The organism is Streptomyces sp. NPDC056600, from assembly GCF_042792855.1.
Taxonomy (GTDB): Bacteria; Actinomycetota; Actinomycetes; order Streptomycetales; family Streptomycetaceae; genus Streptomyces.
In genome coordinates, this window is the sequence record NZ_JBHTVQ010000096.1 from 1 (window position 1) to 16,777 (window position 16,777).

At 74.9% G+C, this 16,777-nt stretch carries 15 protein-coding genes and 1 pseudogene; 9 read left to right on the forward strand and 7 right to left on the reverse strand.

Features of this window, described 5'->3' with window-relative positions; all coding sequences use genetic code 11:
- Positions 1 to 119: 119 nt before the first annotated feature.
- On the reverse strand, positions 120 to 1,157 hold the full coding sequence (locus ACFRAV_RS29690) for a lactonase family protein (protein WP_382560191.1): 1,038 nt from the start codon (positions 1,155 to 1,157) through the stop codon (positions 120 to 122).
- Positions 1,158 to 1,500: 343 nt separating this feature from the next.
- Positions 1,501 to 3,027 carry an FUSC family protein gene (locus tag ACFRAV_RS29695; RefSeq protein WP_382560223.1) on the reverse strand — a complete coding sequence of 509 codons (1,527 nt, stop codon included), beginning with the start codon at positions 3,025 to 3,027 and terminating at the stop codon, positions 1,501 to 1,503.
- Positions 3,028 to 3,302: 275 nt separating this feature from the next.
- On the opposite strand from ACFRAV_RS29695, the gene ACFRAV_RS29700 reads away from it, so the two are divergent.
- Positions 3,303 to 3,782 carry an Lrp/AsnC family transcriptional regulator gene (locus ACFRAV_RS29700; RefSeq protein ID WP_382560194.1) on the forward strand — a complete coding sequence of 160 codons (480 nt, stop codon included), beginning with the start codon at positions 3,303 to 3,305 and terminating at the stop codon, positions 3,780 to 3,782.
- A gap of 53 nt (positions 3,783 to 3,835) precedes the next feature.
- Here ACFRAV_RS29700 and ACFRAV_RS29705 read toward each other — a convergent pair whose 3' ends face one another.
- Positions 3,836 to 4,615 carry a LysR family substrate-binding domain-containing protein gene (locus tag ACFRAV_RS29705; protein WP_382560197.1) on the reverse strand — a complete coding sequence of 260 codons (780 nt, stop codon included), beginning with the start codon at positions 4,613 to 4,615 and terminating at the stop codon, positions 3,836 to 3,838.
- Between the two features lie 59 nt (positions 4,616 to 4,674).
- Here ACFRAV_RS29705 and ACFRAV_RS29710 point away from each other — a divergent pair, with 59 nt between their 5' ends.
- Together ACFRAV_RS29710 and ACFRAV_RS29715 are read left to right on the forward strand one after the other, a co-directional pair.
- Complete coding sequence (locus ACFRAV_RS29710) at positions 4,675 to 5,106, forward strand: DUF5997 family protein (RefSeq protein ID WP_351117864.1); 432 nt, start codon at positions 4,675 to 4,677, stop codon at positions 5,104 to 5,106.
- 180 nt (positions 5,107 to 5,286) lie between these two features.
- Positions 5,287 to 5,502 (forward strand): DUF4177 domain-containing protein, encoded by a 216-nt coding sequence (locus tag ACFRAV_RS29715; RefSeq protein WP_108957204.1) that lies wholly within the window; start codon positions 5,287 to 5,289, stop codon positions 5,500 to 5,502.
- Positions 5,503 to 5,622: 120 nt separating this feature from the next.
- Here the strand turns inward: ACFRAV_RS29715 and ACFRAV_RS29720 are convergent, their stop codons facing one another.
- Entirely contained in the window at positions 5,623 to 6,171 is a 549-nt protein-coding gene (locus ACFRAV_RS29720; protein WP_382560200.1) for a hypothetical protein, read from the reverse strand.
- A gap of 158 nt (positions 6,172 to 6,329) precedes the next feature.
- Here ACFRAV_RS29720 and ACFRAV_RS29725 point away from each other — a divergent pair, with 158 nt between their 5' ends.
- Together ACFRAV_RS29725 and ACFRAV_RS29730 are read left to right on the forward strand one after the other, a co-directional pair.
- Entirely contained in the window at positions 6,330 to 6,788 is a 459-nt protein-coding gene (locus ACFRAV_RS29725) for a VOC family protein (protein ID WP_382560202.1), read from the forward strand.
- A gap of 84 nt (positions 6,789 to 6,872) precedes the next feature.
- A complete protein-coding gene (locus tag ACFRAV_RS29730; protein WP_382560205.1) occupies positions 6,873 to 7,634 on the forward strand; it encodes a ZIP family metal transporter in 762 nt (253 codons plus the stop codon).
- Between the two features lie 74 nt (positions 7,635 to 7,708).
- On the opposite strand, the gene ACFRAV_RS29735 is transcribed toward ACFRAV_RS29730, so the two are convergent.
- Complete coding sequence (locus ACFRAV_RS29735; RefSeq protein WP_382560208.1) at positions 7,709 to 8,734, reverse strand: hypothetical protein; 1,026 nt, start codon at positions 8,732 to 8,734, stop codon at positions 7,709 to 7,711.
- Positions 8,735 to 9,050: 316 nt separating this feature from the next.
- Here ACFRAV_RS29735 and ACFRAV_RS29740 point away from each other — a divergent pair.
- Both ACFRAV_RS29740 and ACFRAV_RS29745 read left to right on the forward strand, forming a co-directional pair.
- Positions 9,051 to 9,628 (forward strand): annotated as a pseudogene (locus ACFRAV_RS29740) (hypothetical protein).
- Between the two features lie 306 nt (positions 9,629 to 9,934).
- Positions 9,935 to 10,546 carry a YceI family protein gene (locus ACFRAV_RS29745; protein ID WP_351115724.1) on the forward strand — a complete coding sequence of 204 codons (612 nt, stop codon included), beginning with the start codon at positions 9,935 to 9,937 and terminating at the stop codon, positions 10,544 to 10,546.
- Positions 10,547 to 10,615: 69 nt separating this feature from the next.
- Here ACFRAV_RS29745 and ACFRAV_RS29750 read toward each other — a convergent pair whose 3' ends face one another.
- Complete coding sequence (locus ACFRAV_RS29750) at positions 10,616 to 12,019, reverse strand: MFS transporter (RefSeq protein ID WP_382560211.1); 1,404 nt, start codon at positions 12,017 to 12,019, stop codon at positions 10,616 to 10,618.
- 251 nt (positions 12,020 to 12,270) lie between these two features.
- On the opposite strand from ACFRAV_RS29750, the gene ACFRAV_RS29755 reads away from it, so the two are divergent.
- Entirely contained in the window at positions 12,271 to 13,569 is a 1,299-nt protein-coding gene (locus ACFRAV_RS29755; protein WP_382560214.1) for a ricin-type beta-trefoil lectin domain protein, read from the forward strand.
- A gap of 59 nt (positions 13,570 to 13,628) precedes the next feature.
- Here ACFRAV_RS29755 and ACFRAV_RS29760 read toward each other — a convergent pair whose 3' ends face one another.
- Entirely contained in the window at positions 13,629 to 14,216 is a 588-nt protein-coding gene (locus ACFRAV_RS29760; RefSeq protein ID WP_382560217.1) for a hypothetical protein, read from the reverse strand.
- 175 nt (positions 14,217 to 14,391) lie between these two features.
- Between ACFRAV_RS29760 and ACFRAV_RS29765 the strand changes: the two genes are divergently transcribed.
- On the forward strand, positions 14,392 to 16,731 hold the full coding sequence (locus tag ACFRAV_RS29765) for an SCO7613 C-terminal domain-containing membrane protein (RefSeq protein ID WP_382560220.1): 2,340 nt from the start codon (positions 14,392 to 14,394) through the stop codon (positions 16,729 to 16,731).
- Positions 16,732 to 16,777 lie beyond the last annotated feature (46 nt).

A 16,777-nucleotide genomic window follows, 5' to 3' on the forward strand; every position in this document is an offset into this window, starting at 1 on the left:
CCCCGCTCCTCGATCCCCAGGGATCCGGGAGCGGGGCCCGCGGCCTTCGTGCGTCACGGTGCGCCGTCAGCCGTGCGCCGTCTCAGCCGTGCGCCGTCAGCCGTCTCAGCCGTGCGCCGTCAGCCGACGACCACGCAGGAGGCGGCCGGGACCGCGACCGCACCGCGCCGTTCCGGCACTCCGGTGGCGGGGTCGGTCTCGAACCAGGTGACGTCGCCGGAGCGCTCGTTGGCCACGTAGAGGAAGCGCCCGCAGGCGGTGAGGGCGCGGGGCCAGTGCCCGCCGCAGGGCACGGTGGCCCGCAGGCGCAGGGTCTCCCCGTCGACGGCGAACACCGAGATCAGGTCCGCCCCGCGGGTGGCGGTCCACACGAAACGGCCGTCGGCGGACGCGACCACTCCCGAGGGGTACGCGTCGCCCTCCGGAGCCCTCTCCAGAACGCCGAGCTCGCACAGCGGCTCCAGGAGCCCTCGCGCGGCGTTCCAGCGGCAGACGGTGACGGTGGGCGTCAGTTCGTTGACCACGTAGGCGCGGTCGCCGTCCTGGTGGAAGGCCAGGTGCCGGGGACCCGAACCGGGGCGCATCTTGATCTCCCGGTATACCCGCAGGCCCTCGTCCCCGACCGCGCAGACCCTGACGGAGTCGGTGCCGAGGTCGACGCTGACCGCCCAGCGGCCGGTGGGGTCGGGCTGCACCTGGTGGGCGTGCGGTCCCTGCTGGCGCAGGCTGGAGGGACCGGAACCGGTGTGCGTCAGCACGGCGGCGGAGGACCTCAGCAGCCCGCCGTCGGGACGGGTCCGCAGCACGGAGACGCTGCCGGAACTGTAGTTGGCGGTGAGCACCCGGCCGGCGAAGAGGCTCAGGTGGGTGGGACCGCTCCCACCGACCGGCACCGGCGGGCCGAGTCGGACGGGGAGGTCCGCGGTGAGGCGGTAGGCGGCGACGGCGCCCCGGGCGGTCTCGCTCACCGCGTAGAGCACCCCGCCGTCCGCGGACAGGGCCAGGTAGGACGGGTCGGGCAGATCGTCCAGGGCCCCGGCGAGGGCGAGGGCCCCCGTGCCCGGATCACGGTCGGCGGTGACCAGTCCGGGGCCTCCGGCCGCGGTGAAGGACCCGATGTACGCCTTGGGCCCCCGCGCCCCGCCGCCGTCCGCCACCGCTGGTCCCCTCTCGCCGCCGCGCCCGTCCGCCGTGCCGGTGTGACGGCGTGCCGTGCGGGTCGGTGTCCGCCGGTGCGCCGGTGTTCCGGTCCCTGCGACGGTAGCAGTCGGCGGCGATTGGCCTAGACCAAATTCGGCACACTTCGGCGGGGTGTCGCGTGCGCCCGTCGACGGTGGTGCGGCGGCTCTGCTCCACGCCGCCGTGGCGGGCAGCGCCGGACCTGGAGCGGCGGCCGCGCTCGACGGGGCGCCGCACGGTGCTCCGGACGGGGCGCGGCGGCGGTGCTCGGCGGCGTGACAGGGTTCCGTCGGAGCTGCGCGGGAGGGCTGTCGGGACCGGTCAGACCCGGGCCGGCGCGGACGTCCCGGCAGGCGCGGAGGCCCGCAGCGGCTCGGCCAGGGCGACCAGGGCCCGCTCCACGCCGTGCAGGTGGGCCAGTGCCCCCTCGGCGACCGTTTCCCGCCGGCCGGTCTCCACGGACCGTCCGGCGGCGGGCCCGGTGAGCGCCTCGACGGCCGCCTCCACCCGCCAGCACGCGGCGGCCAGCCGGGCGTCGTGCGAGGCCTCCGGGTCGGCGGCCACGGTCACCAGCGCGCGGACCTCGCGCGCGCACTCGTCGAGCAGCACCAATACCCGCCGGGCCCGCTCCCGGCGCTCCCGGCCCAGGTACAGGGGGTGCACCAGCGGCGCGACGGTCTTGCGCACCTGCGCCAGCAGCGCCTCGAGTTCGGCCACCCGGGGCGCCGGGTCGGCGTCGGGGTCGCCGGCCAGCCGGGCCGCGGCCTCGGTGGTGCAGGCGTGCACGCACCGCACGGCGCGGCGGATCCAGGCGTCGTTGAAGGCATGGGTCGTGACCGGCAGCACCAGCAGCACGGCCAGCCAGGCGCCGGCCGCGCCGGCCAGCGTCTCGGCAACCCGCAGTGCCAGCAGGTGGCCGTCGAGCAGCCCGGCCAGCCCGTAGAGGGCCTGGGCGAGGACCGTGACCGACAGCATCATCCAGGTGTACGAGGTCTGCGCCGTGTAGAAGATCCCGAAGACGGCGACGGCCGCGACGACCGCCGAGGGGACGGGCGCGCCGTGCAGCGGCAGGGTGAGGACGAGGCCGAGGACCGCGCCGAGGCAGGTGCCCAGGACCCGGCGGAAGCCGCGGACCGCGGTCTCGCCGCGGGAGGTCACGTTCACGAAGATCCACCAGGTCGCGCCGACGGCCCAGTACCACCGCTCGTGCGACAGCAGATGGCCCAGCGGGAGCGAGAAGAGGCAGCCGGCGGTCACCTGGAGGGCCTGCCGGGTCGTGATGCGGCGCAGCCCGGCGCCTCCGGCCGGCGGCGCCGGCGGGACGGGCTGCGGAAGGCGGCGCTCGTAGCACCACAGCCCGAAGCGGACCACCGCCGCCACCGCGACGGACAGCAGGACGGCGACACAGAGGGACGGCAGCGTGGCGGGCGTGACCCGGCCGAACTGGGCCACGAAGAAGCACATGAAGGCGAAGGCGCCCAGGGTGTGACCGCGCGGCCCCCAACGGCGCGCGTACACGCCGAGGCCGCCGATCGCCACGAAGACCAGGCCGCCGGCCACCGGGCGCCCGTGCAGCAGCGCGGCGGCCGCCAGGACGGGCAGGCCCACCAGCGGCTGGAGGGCGACCGTGACGGCCTGGCCGCGCACCGTCGGGTCGGTGACGGTGAACAGCACCAGCAGGGCGGCGAGGCCGCCGGTCGCCAGACCGGCGATGTCCTGCCCGATCAGCCCGCACACCGCCACGGCCGCGGCGATGCCCAGCACGCCCCGCGAGGCGAAGCGCAGCCGGACCAGCCCGGGGTCGGCCGGCGGCACGAACGCCCGCGTCCACGGCTTCCTCTGTGTCAGGACCAAGGTCTCACCCTCCTCGACGCCGTCCCGGCGGTGCCCGGCCGAACCGGCGCCATGAAAAGCGGCACAAAAAAGACGCCGCGGGGATCCGCAGCGCCATTGACCCGACCATTTCACCACGACAGACGCTGATGGCTCAAACGACCACGAGAGCACTGGGCCATTGGCTCATCATCCGGAAGCAGACTTCGGCCGGGAGGGAGCCATCGGACCACCTTTCGGGCGCCCCGGCGCAAAGGCGGGCGACCGGCCCGTTGCTACAGTCGGCGGCCATGTCCGTGGACGAGCTCGACACCCGCATCCTGCGACTGCTGCTGGAGCAGCCGCGCACCAGCGCGCGTGAGTACGCGCGCATCCTCGGGGTGGCCCGGGGCACCCTCCAGGCCCGGCTGGACCAGCTGGAGCGCCGGGGGGTGATCACGGGAACCGGACCCGCGCTGTCGCCCGCGGCGCTGGGGCACCCGGTGCTGGCGTTCGTCCACATCGAGGTGACCCAGGGGCACCTGGACGAGGTGGGTGACGAGCTGGCGGCGGTGCCGGAGATCGTGGAGGCCTTCTCCATCACGGGCGGCGGGGACCTGCTCACCCGTGTGGTCGCGCGGGACAACGGCCACCTGGAGGACGTGATCCAGAAGCTGATCAGCCTCCCGGGGGTGGTCCGCACCCGCACGGAGGTGGCGCTGCGCGAGCGCGTGCCGTACCGCCTGCTGCCGCTGGTGGAGTCCTTGGGCCGCGCGGTCGCCTCACCCTGAGCCCCGCGGCCGCCTCGCCCTGAGCCGCGCCCCTGCCTCAGGGGTGCGGAGGGTCAGCCCCGCCGCTTGGGCCTGCCGCCGCCGCGGCGCGGGGCGCCGCCCTTGCCGCCGGCCGGGGTGGAGCGTCCGCCCCGCCCGCCGCTCTGCGGCTTCTGCCGGCCGCCCTGCGCGGCGCCGCGGGCCGCACGGGCCGGCTCCTGCTTCCGCTCGGGCTCGGCGGCGCGCCGCCCCCGGGTGCTGTTGGCGGTGCGCCCCCGCACCACGCCGATGAAGTCGTCCACCGCGTCCGTGGTGGCGTCCTGCGGCCAGGCCAGCGCCACCTCGGACTGCGGCGCGTCGACGACGGTCCGGTAGGTGAGGTCCCGCCGGTGGTGGAAGCGGGCGAGGGACTGCGGCACCACCAGCACGCCGATGTTCGCCGCGACCAGCTCGACGGCGTCCCCGGTGGTGGCCGGCCGCTCGAAGGCCTCCTCGCCCGGCAGCCGATCCCAGCCGAGCACGTCGTCCAGCGGGTGCAGCACGACCTCCTCGGCGAGGTCCTCGAGGGAGATCTCCTCCGCGGCGGTGATCAGGTGGTCCTTGGGGACCACGGCCACCGTCGTCTCGGTGTAGAGCGGGATGGCGCTGAAGACGTCGCGGTCGACGGGGAGACGGACCAGTCCGGCGTCCGCGCCGCCGGTGCGCAGCAGCTCCTGGGCATCGTGGGCCTCCACCGGAGTCAGTTCGAGCGGGGTGCCCGGGAAACGCTCGTTCCAGATCCGCACCCATTTGGCGGGCGTGGCTCCCGGTACGTAGGCGAGCCGGAAGACGGGGGATGCGGCGGAGTCTGTCACCCGGCCCAGGCTACCCGGCGTGGTCGGAGGCGCTCCGCGCGGTCGTTACGCTTGGCGGTATGAAGTCGCACCAGAACACCCAGACGATGAAGCCCGCGACCGCGGCGAAGAAGCTGGGTGTGTACCTCGAGGCCACGCCCGCCGAGTTCCGGGAGGGCGTCGTCTCGCGCGCCGAGCTGAACCAGCTCCAGACCGACCCGCCGGAGTGGCTGCGGGAGCTGCGGCGCAACGGCCCGCACCCCCGTCAGGTCGTCGCGGCGCGGCTGGGCGTCTCCGCCTCCGGGCTGGCCCGTGCCGGCATCACCGAGGCGCTGACCACGGAGCAGATCAACGCGCTGCGCGACGAGCGCCCCGAGTGGCTGGAAAAGGAGCAGGCCCTCCAGGCGGACGTCCGCAAGGAGCAGGAGCGCGTCAAGCAGCTGCACGCCGAGAAGGCCGCGAAGGCGGCCAAGGCGGGGAACGGGGCCGGGCGCGAGAACGCCGGCCGCTGAACCGCCTGCCGGCTCGGCCGAAGGGGCCGGTCCCGCCGTCGCGCGGGCCGGCCCCTTCGCCGTCGCCGCGGGGGAATGGGCCGAGGGCGTCGCGCCGCCGGGCGGGAGGTGGTTGGCTGTGCCCCTGTCGGATCGATCATGTCGGCCCACGCCGACCACGCCGCCCGGAGGCACCACCGCATGAGCACGCCCACCGTGTACGAGTACAAGGTCGTCACCTTCCGCGAGTCGCTGATCGGCGACGCGCTGGACGGCGACAAGCTCGAGAAGACCCTCAACAAGCACGCCGAGGAGGGCTGGCGCCTGAAGACGATCACGTCGGCCGACGTGAAGGGCCGCATAGGTCCCGGCGCGGTCGAGGGCCTGCTGCTGACCCTGGAGCGTCCGCGCGTCTGACGCCGCGAGGCGCCGCGGGCCGCTCCGCCACGGTGGCGGCCCGCACCGGCACGACGGCGCCCCGTCCCGCCCCGGCCCGGCGGTGATCCACTCCTGCGGGCCGGTGCGCGCGGACGGGTGTCAGCGCCCGTACGCCCGGTGGCACAGGGACACGACGTCCGACGAGGCGACCCCGCGGGCCTGCCGGCACCACTCGCCCATCCGGAACCCTCCCCGGCCGCCGGCCCCGTGGCCGCCGTGCCGCCGGGGCCGGGGTGCGGGACGCACCCGGGCCCTCGGCTGCTCCACCCGCTGCCGAGGCCGCCCGAAGCCGTGCCGTCGCGCTCCCGGCGCCCGGGAGCGGATCTCGCTCCCGGATCGGCTCTCGGCCCGGGGCCGGGGCCCGGCGGCGGGTTCGCCCCGCCCCTGCGTCCGCACCCGCGTTCCCTCGCCGGCGCGGCTCCGACCGCCCGCCTTCTCCTGGTCCTTCTTCGCACGGCGCTTGCGTTCGCCGCTCTCGACCAGCTCACCCCTGTCCTGACGTGGCGCCGTCTGTTCGACCGCCGGTCGGCTGACCGCGGCCGTGGCGGCGTCCCGGGGCGGGCGGGGCGCGTTCGGCGTCACGGCGACGCAGCCGGTGACCAGGAAGGGGGCGAGGAGTGCGAAGGTCAGTTGCCGGGTTCGGATCACGCTGTCACCTTGCTCCGTTCGGCCCAGTGCGCGCGCCGCACCACGCGGCCGGGTCACCGACACGGGTGACACGGAGCCAGGTGCCGAGTGACGCGGGACCAGGTCCTGGTGACGCGGGACCAGGTGTCGAGTCCCTTCCGGTGCGCTAGCCTCCCGCCGTGTCCCGACTTCCCGCGCGTCTGTCCGTGCTGACCCTCGGCGCCCGCGACCTGCCGGTGCTCCGGCGTTTCTACCGCGCCCTCGGCTGGGAGGAGGCGCCCGGGAGCGACGACTCCTGGTCGGGCTTCCTGCTGGGCGGCGTGCTGCTCGCCCTGTACCCGCTCGACGACCTGGCCGCCGAGGCGGCCCCCGGCGTGCCGCGGCCGGCGCCGGGCTGGTCGGGGGTGACGCTCGCCTGCAACCTGGACCGCCGTGAGGACGTGGACATCGCGTTCCGCGCCGCCGTGGACGCCGGCGCGCTGCCGGTCGCGGAGCCGACGGACCGCGAGTGGGGCGGCCGTTCCGCCTACGTCGCCGACCCGGAGGGCAACCGCTGGGAACTCGCCTGGGCGCGCACCGCCCGGTTCGACGCCCGGGGCGCCCTGATCGGGTTCGGGGAGGCGGACGCGGGTCCGTGACCGTGCGCACGGTGACTCCACCGGGCGCGTGAAAGCCGTCGGCCGGGCGGGCTCGTTCGCGGGCCCCCGGGTAGGAGGTGCCATATGGCTGAAGTGGTGCAGGCGGGGCTGTGGGGGTTCGTGGCCGGATCGGCGCTGTTGCTGGGGGCGGTGGTTGGTTTCGGGATGCGGGTGCCGGCGAAGGTGATCGCCACGGTGATGGCCTTCGGCGCCGGCGTGCTGCTCTCCGCGGTCTCCTTCGAGCTGGTGGGCGAGGCGTACGACCAGGCGGGGCTGGCCCCCGCGGCCCTCGGGACGCTGATCGGCGCGGTGGCGTACACCCTGGGCAACGTCTGGCTGGCCCGCCGGGGAGCGCGGCACCGGAAGCGGTCGGGGCGTCACGCGGCGCACCGGCAGCCGTCGGAGGACCAGCAGGGCGGTTCCGGCACCGCCCTTGCGCTGGGCGCGCTGCTGGACGGGGTGCCCGAGTCCGCGGTGATCGGCGTCAGCCTGCTGGACGGCGGGGCGGTCAGCCTGGTCACGGTGGTCGCGGTGTTCATCAGCAACGTGCCGGAAGGACTGTCGAGTTCGGCGGGCATGCGCAAGGCGGGGCGGAGCAAGGGGTTCGTGTTCGGCGTGTGGGGCGCGATCGCGGCGGCGAGCACGGTGTCGGCGGTGCTCGGCTACACGGTGGTGGGCGAGTTCTCCCCCTCGGTGATCGCGGCGGTGACGGCGCTGGCCGCCGGGGCGATCCTGGCGATGGTCGCGGACACGATGATCCCGGAGGCCTTCGAGGACGCGCACCTCGCCATCGGCCTGGTGACGGTGTGCGGGTTCCTGGTGTCCTTCGGCCTGTCGCACGCCTGAGGGTCACCGGGGCAGCCGCCGCAGCCCTCAGAACCGCCGGGGTCGCCGGGGCCATCGGGGCCGCCGGCGGTGGTTCAGGCGGCTTTCCGCCGCGCCCGCTCCGCGCGGCGGTCGCGGATCCGGCCGCCGGTGAGCAGGAGGGTGACGCCGAGCAGCACCCAGCCGGCGAGGACGAGCGCCGGCCCCAGGGCGCCGATGCCGTGGAAGAAGGCGTTGGCACGCAGCAGGCTTCCGGAGGCGCCGGGCGGCAGGAGCTGTCCGAGGTCGGCCCAGCCGCCCGGGAGCCAGTGCGGGCCGGTGACGAGGCCGGAGAGCGGGTTGGCGAGCAGCATCATCAGCGCCGCGCCGACGATGAACCCGGGCAGTCCGAAGACCGCCTCCAGTCCCAGGAGCGTGAGGGCCAGGGCCGCGATGCCCAGGGAGAGACCGAGCGCGGTCGTCCCGTAGTGGCCCGTCAGCGAGCCGATGCCGTACTGGAGCACCGCGGTCACCGCGAAGCCCGCCGTGAGGGAGAACAGCACCGCGCCTGCCAGGCGGTGGCGCGGCCGGCCGGGGAAGAGCCGGGCGAGGGCGGCGGCCGGGATGATGCCGCCGAACACCATCGGCAGCGCGGCGGCGGAGAATCCCGCGCCGCGCGGGTCGTTCTCCGGGAAGGGCGCGAGGTCCTTCACGGTGAGCTCGGCGTGCTGCCGTCCGGCCGCCCCCGTGGCCAGCCCGGCCAGTGCCGCGGCGGCCTGCGGACCGGCGGCGCTGGCCTGGTAGAGCGTCACGCCCGAGGGAGTGACCGCGAGGCCGCCGACGATCTCCCGGTGCTCGACCGCGGCGGTCAGTTCCCCGATGTCGTCGAAGCGGGTGACCTGCCACTCGGTGCCGGCGCTCGCCCGCTCCAGCCGCTCCGCGGCCGACGCCGGTCCCGCGACGCCGATCGGGATCTCGCGTGGCCCGCCGTTGACGGCGGGCAGGGCGAAGGCCACGAGGATGGCGACGACCAGGACCGTCAGCCCCAGCACGAGAACGGTGAGCCTGCGGCGCAGGGCTCTCGGCGACGGCGCGGAGGGCGGGGGCGTCGCCACGGGGGCCTCGTCGGAGGGTACGGACATCGGGTTCCTCACTCGGGTCGCACGTCGGCGTCGTAGGCCGGGCGTCGGCGTCCGGCGTCCGGCATCCCGGGGCCGTCCGGGGTTCCGCGGCGGACGCGCCGGGCTTCGATTGTTCGGCCGGTGACGGATCGGTACGAGTCGGGGCGGGAGTCCGGCGTAACGACACGCCGCCCCCGGGCGGCGGCTCGGCCGGCCGGGGACGGTGGGCGGCGGCAGGTCAGCGCGTCGACGGCTCCAGCCCCTGGCTCCCCCGCGCCGCGGGCCCGCGGCAGAGCGAAGCCGAACAGCAGCGCGGCGGCCCCGCCTGCTGGCGTCCATGCCCACGGTGCCCGCCCTGCTGCTGGGCCGGCGCAACGACGTGCTGGCGTGGAACGCGCTGGGCCACGCCCGTTCTTGGACGCCCACACCCGTGAGCTGTACCCCGACTGGCACGAGGAGGCCGCGCCGGCCGTCTCGTCGCTGCGGTACTCGGCCGCCCACCGCCCGGACGACCGCGCGCTCGCCGAACTGGTCGGGGAGCTGTCGATCCGCAGCCGGGAGTTCGCCGCCCTGTGGGCGCGGCACGACGTCCGGCTGTGCTCCAGCGGCACCAAGCGGTTCCATCATCCGCAGGTGGGTCACCTGGAACTGCACTACGAGGTGCTGCATCTGCCGGACGGCGACGGCCGGCGCCTGCTGACCCACACCGCCGAGCCTGGCTCGGCGTCGGCCGACGCACTCAGTCTGCTGTGCCGGGCGGCGGGGCTGACGCAATTCGGGCGCAAAGCAGGGGAACCGATCTTCCGCCATCACTTCGGTAAATTGCCGGAGCATCTCCCGGGCAATGTGGTAACCCCCGGTAATCGACTGGTTTCCCTGGACGGGCGGGTGTGGCGGAAATCCGCCTGCGCGTGATCCGTTTCACCTGCCACCCATGCCACACCCACACTGTGGAGCGACTACCGTACACAGCCCTGACCAGGCCAGTTTCCCAGGGCCTCCAGGCGCCGAAAGTGGTGCGCATGAGACCGAGGGGAGCGGGTATCCGGTCCAGCCCGTGCGGAATGTGTGGGGATTCTGCGCGCGCCTGCATATGGTGCCGAAAAGCGGGACTCTGGATTAGGATCCCGCAGTCGTGCGTGCAGTCCCGAGCGAATAAACAGGTGAAGTGTGAGTCTGTTCAAGCGAACCGCGGCCCCCGGTCGACCGGAGTCCCTCGCCGTGACGGATCCCGCCGTCGAGGCGAGATCGGCTTTCGCGCAGGTGGCTCCCGTCGACCCCGATCTCGCCTCGCTGACCGGTGAGTGGTTCGTCGACCCGGCCCACAGCCGGGTCGGCTTCTCCGTGCGGCATGCCATGGTGACGACGGTCCGGGGGTGCTTCCGGGAGTACAGCAGCCGTCTCTTCTTCCACGGCACCAAGCCGACCCGCTCGCAGGCCGAGATCGTGATCAACACGGGCAGCGTGGACACCGGCGTGGAGCAGCGCGACGCCCACCTGATCGGGCGCGACTTCCTCGACTCCGCCCACTACCCCACGATGCGGTTCGTCAGCACCTCCGTGGAGACGGCCGGCGGTGACGTGTTCCTGATGTCCGGGGACCTCACCATCAAGGAGATCACCCGGCCGGTGACGCTGGAGTTGACCTACATCGGCAATGTCACCGACCCCTTCGGCTACCAGCGGGCCGGTTTCGACGGGACCACCACCATCAACCGTTCGGACTGGGGCCTGACCTACGACAGCAGGCTGGCAGAGGGCGGCGCGATGGTGAGCGAGAAGGTGCGGCTCCAGTTCGACATCGCGGCGATCCGCTCGGCGCCCGCCATGTGACCGTGCCCGCGGACGCGTGACCGCGGGGTTCACACCGGCCCCCGCGGCCGTTCGCATGTCATGCCCTGGTCAGACGGTCGGTTCCGGTTCTGTCCGGACGACCGTTTCCGGCCTCCCCCGCTCGTCGAGGCGGCAGCGGCGCTGGAACATCAGGGCCAGCGCCATCAGGGCGGCGGGAAGCGCCGTGAAGCCGATGAGCAGCAGGTCCAGCGCCCGCTGCGGCTGCGGCGCGGTGCCCTCGGTGGTGGCAACGAAGCCGCCGATCGCCAGCGCGAGGGCGTAGAGGTAGGGGCCCAGCGCCGTTCCGGTCGCGTCGGTGGCCGTCCAGATGCCCGAGTAGGCGCCCGCGCGGGTGTCGCCCCTCGTCTCGGCCGCCGCGACGGCGTCGGACAGCATGCTGAAGGAGAGCAGCTGGAGACCGGCGAAGGCGACGCCCAGCGCCACGGCCACGACGACCGTGGCCGCGGCGCCCAGCTCGCCGGCCGGCCACAGGGCCAGGCAGCCGGCCAGGAACAGGGCCTGCGCGGTCATCAGGGCGCGCTGCTTGCCGTGACGCCGGGAGAGCGCCTGCCAGAGCGGGCCGACCAGCACGGCCGGGCCGAGGAAGGCGCCCATCAGCACGGAGGTCAGCTTCTCGTTCCCCAGGATGTACGCCGTGTAGTACGGCACGGCCGCCAGGAACAGGTGGGTGGTGGTGCCGGTGACGAGGTAGGCGAGCAGCAGCGGACGGAAGTCCCGGTCCCGCAGCGCCGCCCGGACGTCGGCGACGACCGAACGGCCCTCGCCGGAGGGCGGCAGGGTGCCGCGTTCCTCGGTGAGGCGGCGGACCCCGCGCACGGCGACCAGGCCGGTGACGATCATGAAGGCGGCCAGCATCATCGCCGCGCGGGAGTACGCCGCGCGTTCGCCCGAGGCCACCAGAGCCGGCGCGGCGACGCCGGTGGCCAGCAGGCCGACGGTGAGCGCCGCCATCCGGAACATGAAGACGCGGGTGCGCTCGTGGTAGCCGATGCGCAGTTCGGTGGGCGTCGTGACGTAGGGGACCTGGAAGCAGGCGAACAGCAGGTTGCCCGCCGTGTACGTCACGCCGACCCAGAGCGCCGCACCGACGCCGGAGAGTCCGGAGGGCACGGTGAACAGGGCGGTGAACGCGAACGCCAGGGCCAGTCCCACGGTGAGCATCCGCCGGCGGTGCCCGTGACGCCTCGCCTCACGGTCCGACCAGGTGCCGAGCGCGGGGTGGGCCACCGCGTCGACGATCTTGGGGACCAGCAGCGTGACGCCGGCGAGGGCGGGGCTGACGCCCAGGGTGTCGGTCATGAAGTAGAGCAGCAGCATGCCGGGCACGGTGATCCAGACGCCCATCCCGAGCGACCCGGCCGAATAGCGCAGCAGGGCTCCGGTGGAGACCTTCACGGCCGGCACCTCCCGCCCGACGGGCGGCTCCTCCTCACGCAGCGGTTCTTGTGTCATGCGCAGAGGCTAAACACCGGTCCGCCGCAGGAACAGGGGGTGCGGCCCCGGATCGCGCCGGGTCCGCCGGACCGGATCCGGCCATGTTGGGCGCGCGGACGGTTCCGCGCCGCACGCACCATTGGCCGCACCCCACTTGGTCCATACCATCTGGGGCAAGCGGAGCGGCTCCGTCCCACCCGCGGGCGGCCGTTCCCGATCGGCACGGTGCGCACAGGCCCCCTCCCCCACGCTCAAGGGACGTACACGCCATGACAGTTGCACAATCGACGAGACGACTGCCCGTCACCACGCTCACCCTGCTGCTCGTCGCCGTCCTCGCGGCCGCGCTGCTGGTCGCGCAGGGCGCGGGCGCGCCGCGCGCGGCCGCGGCGACCGCTCCCGACCGGGCCACCGCGGCGGCCGCCGCGCAGACCTGGGCGGACGAGTTCAACGGCACCGCGGGCAGCGCCCCCGACCCCGGCAGGTGGACGGTGGAGACCGGCGGTTCGGGCAACGGCAACAACGAGCTGCAGTACTACACCAACAGCCGGAACAACGCGGCGCTCGACGGCAACGGCAACCTCGTCATCACGGCCCGCAAGAACACCGACACCGGGCTGCAGTGCTGGTACGGCAGCTGCCAGTACACGTCGGCGCGTCTCAACACGGCCCGCACCTTCACGCAGGCGTACGGACGGTTCGAGGCGCGGATCAAGATCCCGCGCGGGCAGGGCATCTGGCCGGCGTTCTGGATGCTCGGCAACGACCTCGGCAGCGCGGGCTGGCCCACCAGCGGCGAGCTGGACGTCATGGAGAACATCGGCCGCGAGCCGGGCACCGTGCACGGCACCATCCACGGTCCCGGCTACTCCGGCGGCGAGGGCATCGGCGCGGGCTACACCCTGCCGGGCGGCCAGGCGTTCGCCGACGGCTTCCACACCTTCGCCGTCGACTGGAGCCCCAACAAGATCGTCTGGTACGTCGACGGCAACGCCTACCAGACGCGGACCCCGGCGGATCTGGGCGGCGACCGGTGGGTCTTCGACCACCCGTTCTTCCTGATCCTCAACCTGGCGGTGGGCGGCAACTGGCCGGGCAGCCCCGACGGTTCCACCAGTTTCCCGCAGACCATGACGATCGACTACGTCCGCGTCTCCACCTCGGACGGCGGGTCCACGCCCACGCCCACCTCGGGTCCCATCCGCGGCATCGGCGGCATGTGCGTGGACGTGGCGGGCGCCGCGACCGCCGACGGCACGCCGATCCAGCTGCACAACTGCACGGGGAACGCGGCCCAGCAGTGGAGCTTCCCGGGTGACGGCACGGTGCGCGCCCTCGGCAAGTGCCTGGACGTCTCGGGCGGCTCGACGGCCGACGGCGCCGTGGTCCAGTTGTGGACCTGCAACGGCACCAACGCCCAGAAGTGGACGTACACTTCGGCCCGCGACCTGACCAACACGGGTTCGGGCAAGTGCCTGGACGCCAAGGACAACTCCTCGGCCGACGGCACCCGCCTGCAGATCTGGACCTGCGGCGGCGGCGCCAACCAGAAGTGGACCATCGGCTGACGACGCGACGCGGGGCGGTGGGGCCGGACGCCGGCCTCACCGCCCCGCGTCGTAGCGCGTCAGAGCCGCATCGCCTGCGGCTGGTCCCGCCGCGCGGGGTCGGGTCCGTCGAACTCGCGGACAGCCGTGTAGGCGCCGTCGTGCTGGACGGGCCGGAAGCCGGCGTCCTGCACGAGCTCCACGACCTCGTCGCCCGCCGGACCGTCGATCTCGTCGGCGCCGTGCTGCAGCGCCAGCTGGGCGGTGCGGTCGCCGTACGTCTCGCGGAACACCTTCAGGTGCGGCACGTTGTCCAGCAGCAGCCGGGCCACCGCGTAGGTCTTGAGGACCTCCAGGCCGGACAGGGACCGGTCCCCGGTCGGGACGGCGGCCTGCTCGCTGCCGTCCCACTCCTCGCGCAGCCGCAGCATCGCGTCGACGGCGGCGGCGCGCTCACGCCGGCCGCCGAAGCCGAAGGCCAGGCCGCCGCCGGACCCCGCGCCGTCGAACCAGGCGACGTCGCCGTGCCGCGCGGTGCGCGCCTCGTGGGCCAGCGCGCCCAGCCAGGCCAGGTCGTCCGACTCGTACAGCGCGATGCCGTCCTCCCGGGTCAGGCGCTCGCCGGCCCGCACCTTCCGCTCGAGCTCACGCTTGAGTCCGACGTCCATGTGTTTCCCTTCCTGACACGACAGCGCTCGAAAAAGACAAGCGTCCGGAAAACCGTACCTGTCGCCTCCGCCTCCTCCACGACACCCCTCCCCCGTCGGCCGCGGACCGGGTGAGTACCGGTTCTGAGTATCCGCACTCATGTGCACCGGGCCGCTTCGCCGTCATGGTGCCGGTATGACGACACCACCACCGCCGCCGGCCGAGGAGCTGCGGCTCATCGACGCCGAGTTGCGGTCCCTGGACGCGCGGCGCGCGCAGCTGCTGGCCCGCCGCGCCTGGCTGGTCGGCGTGCTGTGGGCCGCGAACGCTCCGGCGAACACGCCGGCCCCCTCCCCCGGCCCCTGGGCGCAGGTCCCGGCCCAGGGGCGGGCGCCCCGGAGCGAGACGTCCGGCCCGGACGTGCAGAACCTGCTCCTGCTCCTGGGCGGACTGCTGCTGGGCATCGCCTCCCTGGTGTTCACCGTGGTGGCGTGGGGCTCGCTGGGCATCGGCGGCCGGGCCCTGGTGCTGGGCGCCCTCACCACCGTGGTGCTGGCCGCGCCGGTGCCGCTGCTGCGACGCGGGCTGCGGGCGACGGCGGAGTCGCTGGCCGGGCTCGGCATGACGCTGACCGTGCTCGACGCGTACGCCCTGTACCGAGTGGCCCTGCCCGACGCGCCGGTGGCGGCGTACGCGGCGGCGGCCTGCGCGCTGCTGGCGGCGCTGTGGGGCGGGTACGGGTGGCTCTTCCGTGAGCTGCGCGGCCCGTGGCCGGCCGCGGTCGCCGTCGCGCAGCTCGCGCTGCCCTTGTGGGCGTCGGACGCCGATGGCGGCACCCTCGAGCTGTTCGTCGCGGCGCTGCTGGCCGGCTCCGCCCTGGGCGCCGCGGCCGCGCTCGCGCCGCTGCGCCCGTCGGTGCGGTGGACGGCGGGCGTCGGGGCCTGCTTGGAGGGCGCCCTGGCCGTGCCCTGCGCGCTGTGGCTGTCACTGTCGGCCCACGACGCCGGTGCGGCAGCCACGGCCGGTCTTCTGCTGGCCTTCGCCGCGCTGGTCGCCGCCGCGGTGGCCGGGCGGCTGCGGGAGGGGGCGGCCGCCACGGCGCCGGCGGTGGCCGCCGCCCTGCTGGTGGTCGCCGCCGCGGGAGGCGGGGTCCGGCAGGCGGTGCCGTGGGAGTGGGCGGTGCCCGGCTACCTGGCCTGCGCGCTGCTGCTGCTCGCCGTGACACGGACACCGCTGCCCGCGGTGCTGCGCGGCGGGGCGGCCTGGGCGTCCGCCGTGGTGGCCGGGGCGGCGCTGCTGTGGGCGCTGCCGCTGCCGGTGGTGGCGCTGCTGAGGCCGCTCGTGCCACTGGAGTTCCCCTACGGGCTGCCGGCCGCGGTCGTGCTCGCGACGCTCACGGCGGTGCTCACGGTGGCGGGTCCCCACGAGGTGTGGCGGGCGCGGGGCCGGCGGGCTGCGCCGGTGCTGGGAGCCGCCGTGCTGTACGCGCTGCCCCTGGTGTTCGAGCTGCCCCGCGGGGCCGGCCTGACCGTCCAGGTGCTGGTGGTCGCGGGGGCCTTGGAGGCCGCCCGGCGGACCGTCGACGGTCCGTGGGCCGCGCTGGTGGCGGCCCTGGTCGCCTCGGGCGGGGCGGCGCTGTCGTCGGGGGAGACGAAGGCCGCCCCCCTGGTGGTGCTGCCGGTGCTGATCGCGCTGTTCGCGGCGGCCTCCTGGGCGCGCCGCGCGCTCGCCCCGGCCGCGCTGCCCGCCGCCCTGGTCCACGCCGCGCTGCTGGTCGTCTCGGTCGTCGTCCTGCGCGACGGGGAGGGTTCCACGGCCGGTCTGCTGCTGCTCACGGTGGCGGCGGCCGCGGCGCTGATCGCCTCCCGGCGCTGGGCGGGTCCCGCGGCCCTCCCGGTGGAGGTCACGGGGGCGGTGGTCGGAGGGTTCGCGCTGCTGTTCACGGTCTTCGACCCGCCGGTGCTGGCCCTGGCGCTGGCGCTGTCCGGGGTGATCGCCGGGGCGACCGCGCTGCGCCCGGGCCGGCGCCCGGTGGCGCACGTCGCGACCGCCCTGTTCGTGCTCGCCGCATGGGTGCGGCTGGCGGCCTGGGAGGTGTCCGCCCCGGAGGCGTACGCGCTGCCGGCGGCGCTGCCCGTGCTGGTGCTGGGCGTGCTGCGGCGTCGCCGGGACGCGTCGGTGTCGTCCTGGTCGGCCTACGCCCCCGGTCTGGCCGTGGCCCTGCTGCCGAGCCTGGCCGCCGCCTGGGCGGACCCGCACTGGACGCGGCCGCTGCTGCTCGGCGCGGCGGCTCTGGCCGTCACCCTGGCGGGAGCGGTGCGCCGCCTGCAGGCGCCCCTGGTGCTGGGCGGCGCGGTGCTGGTGCTCGACGCGCTGCACGAGCTCGCGCCCTACCTCGTCCAGGCACTCGGCGCCCTCCCCCGCTGGGCTCCGCCGGCCGCGGCCGGTCTGGTACTGCTCCTGCTGGGCACCACCTACGAACGGCGACTGCGTGACGCCCGCCGGGCCCGGGAGGCCCTGCGGCGGATGGGCTGAGCCGGGCGGGAGACGGCGGTGGGCCGTGGTGCCGGAGGTTCCGGCG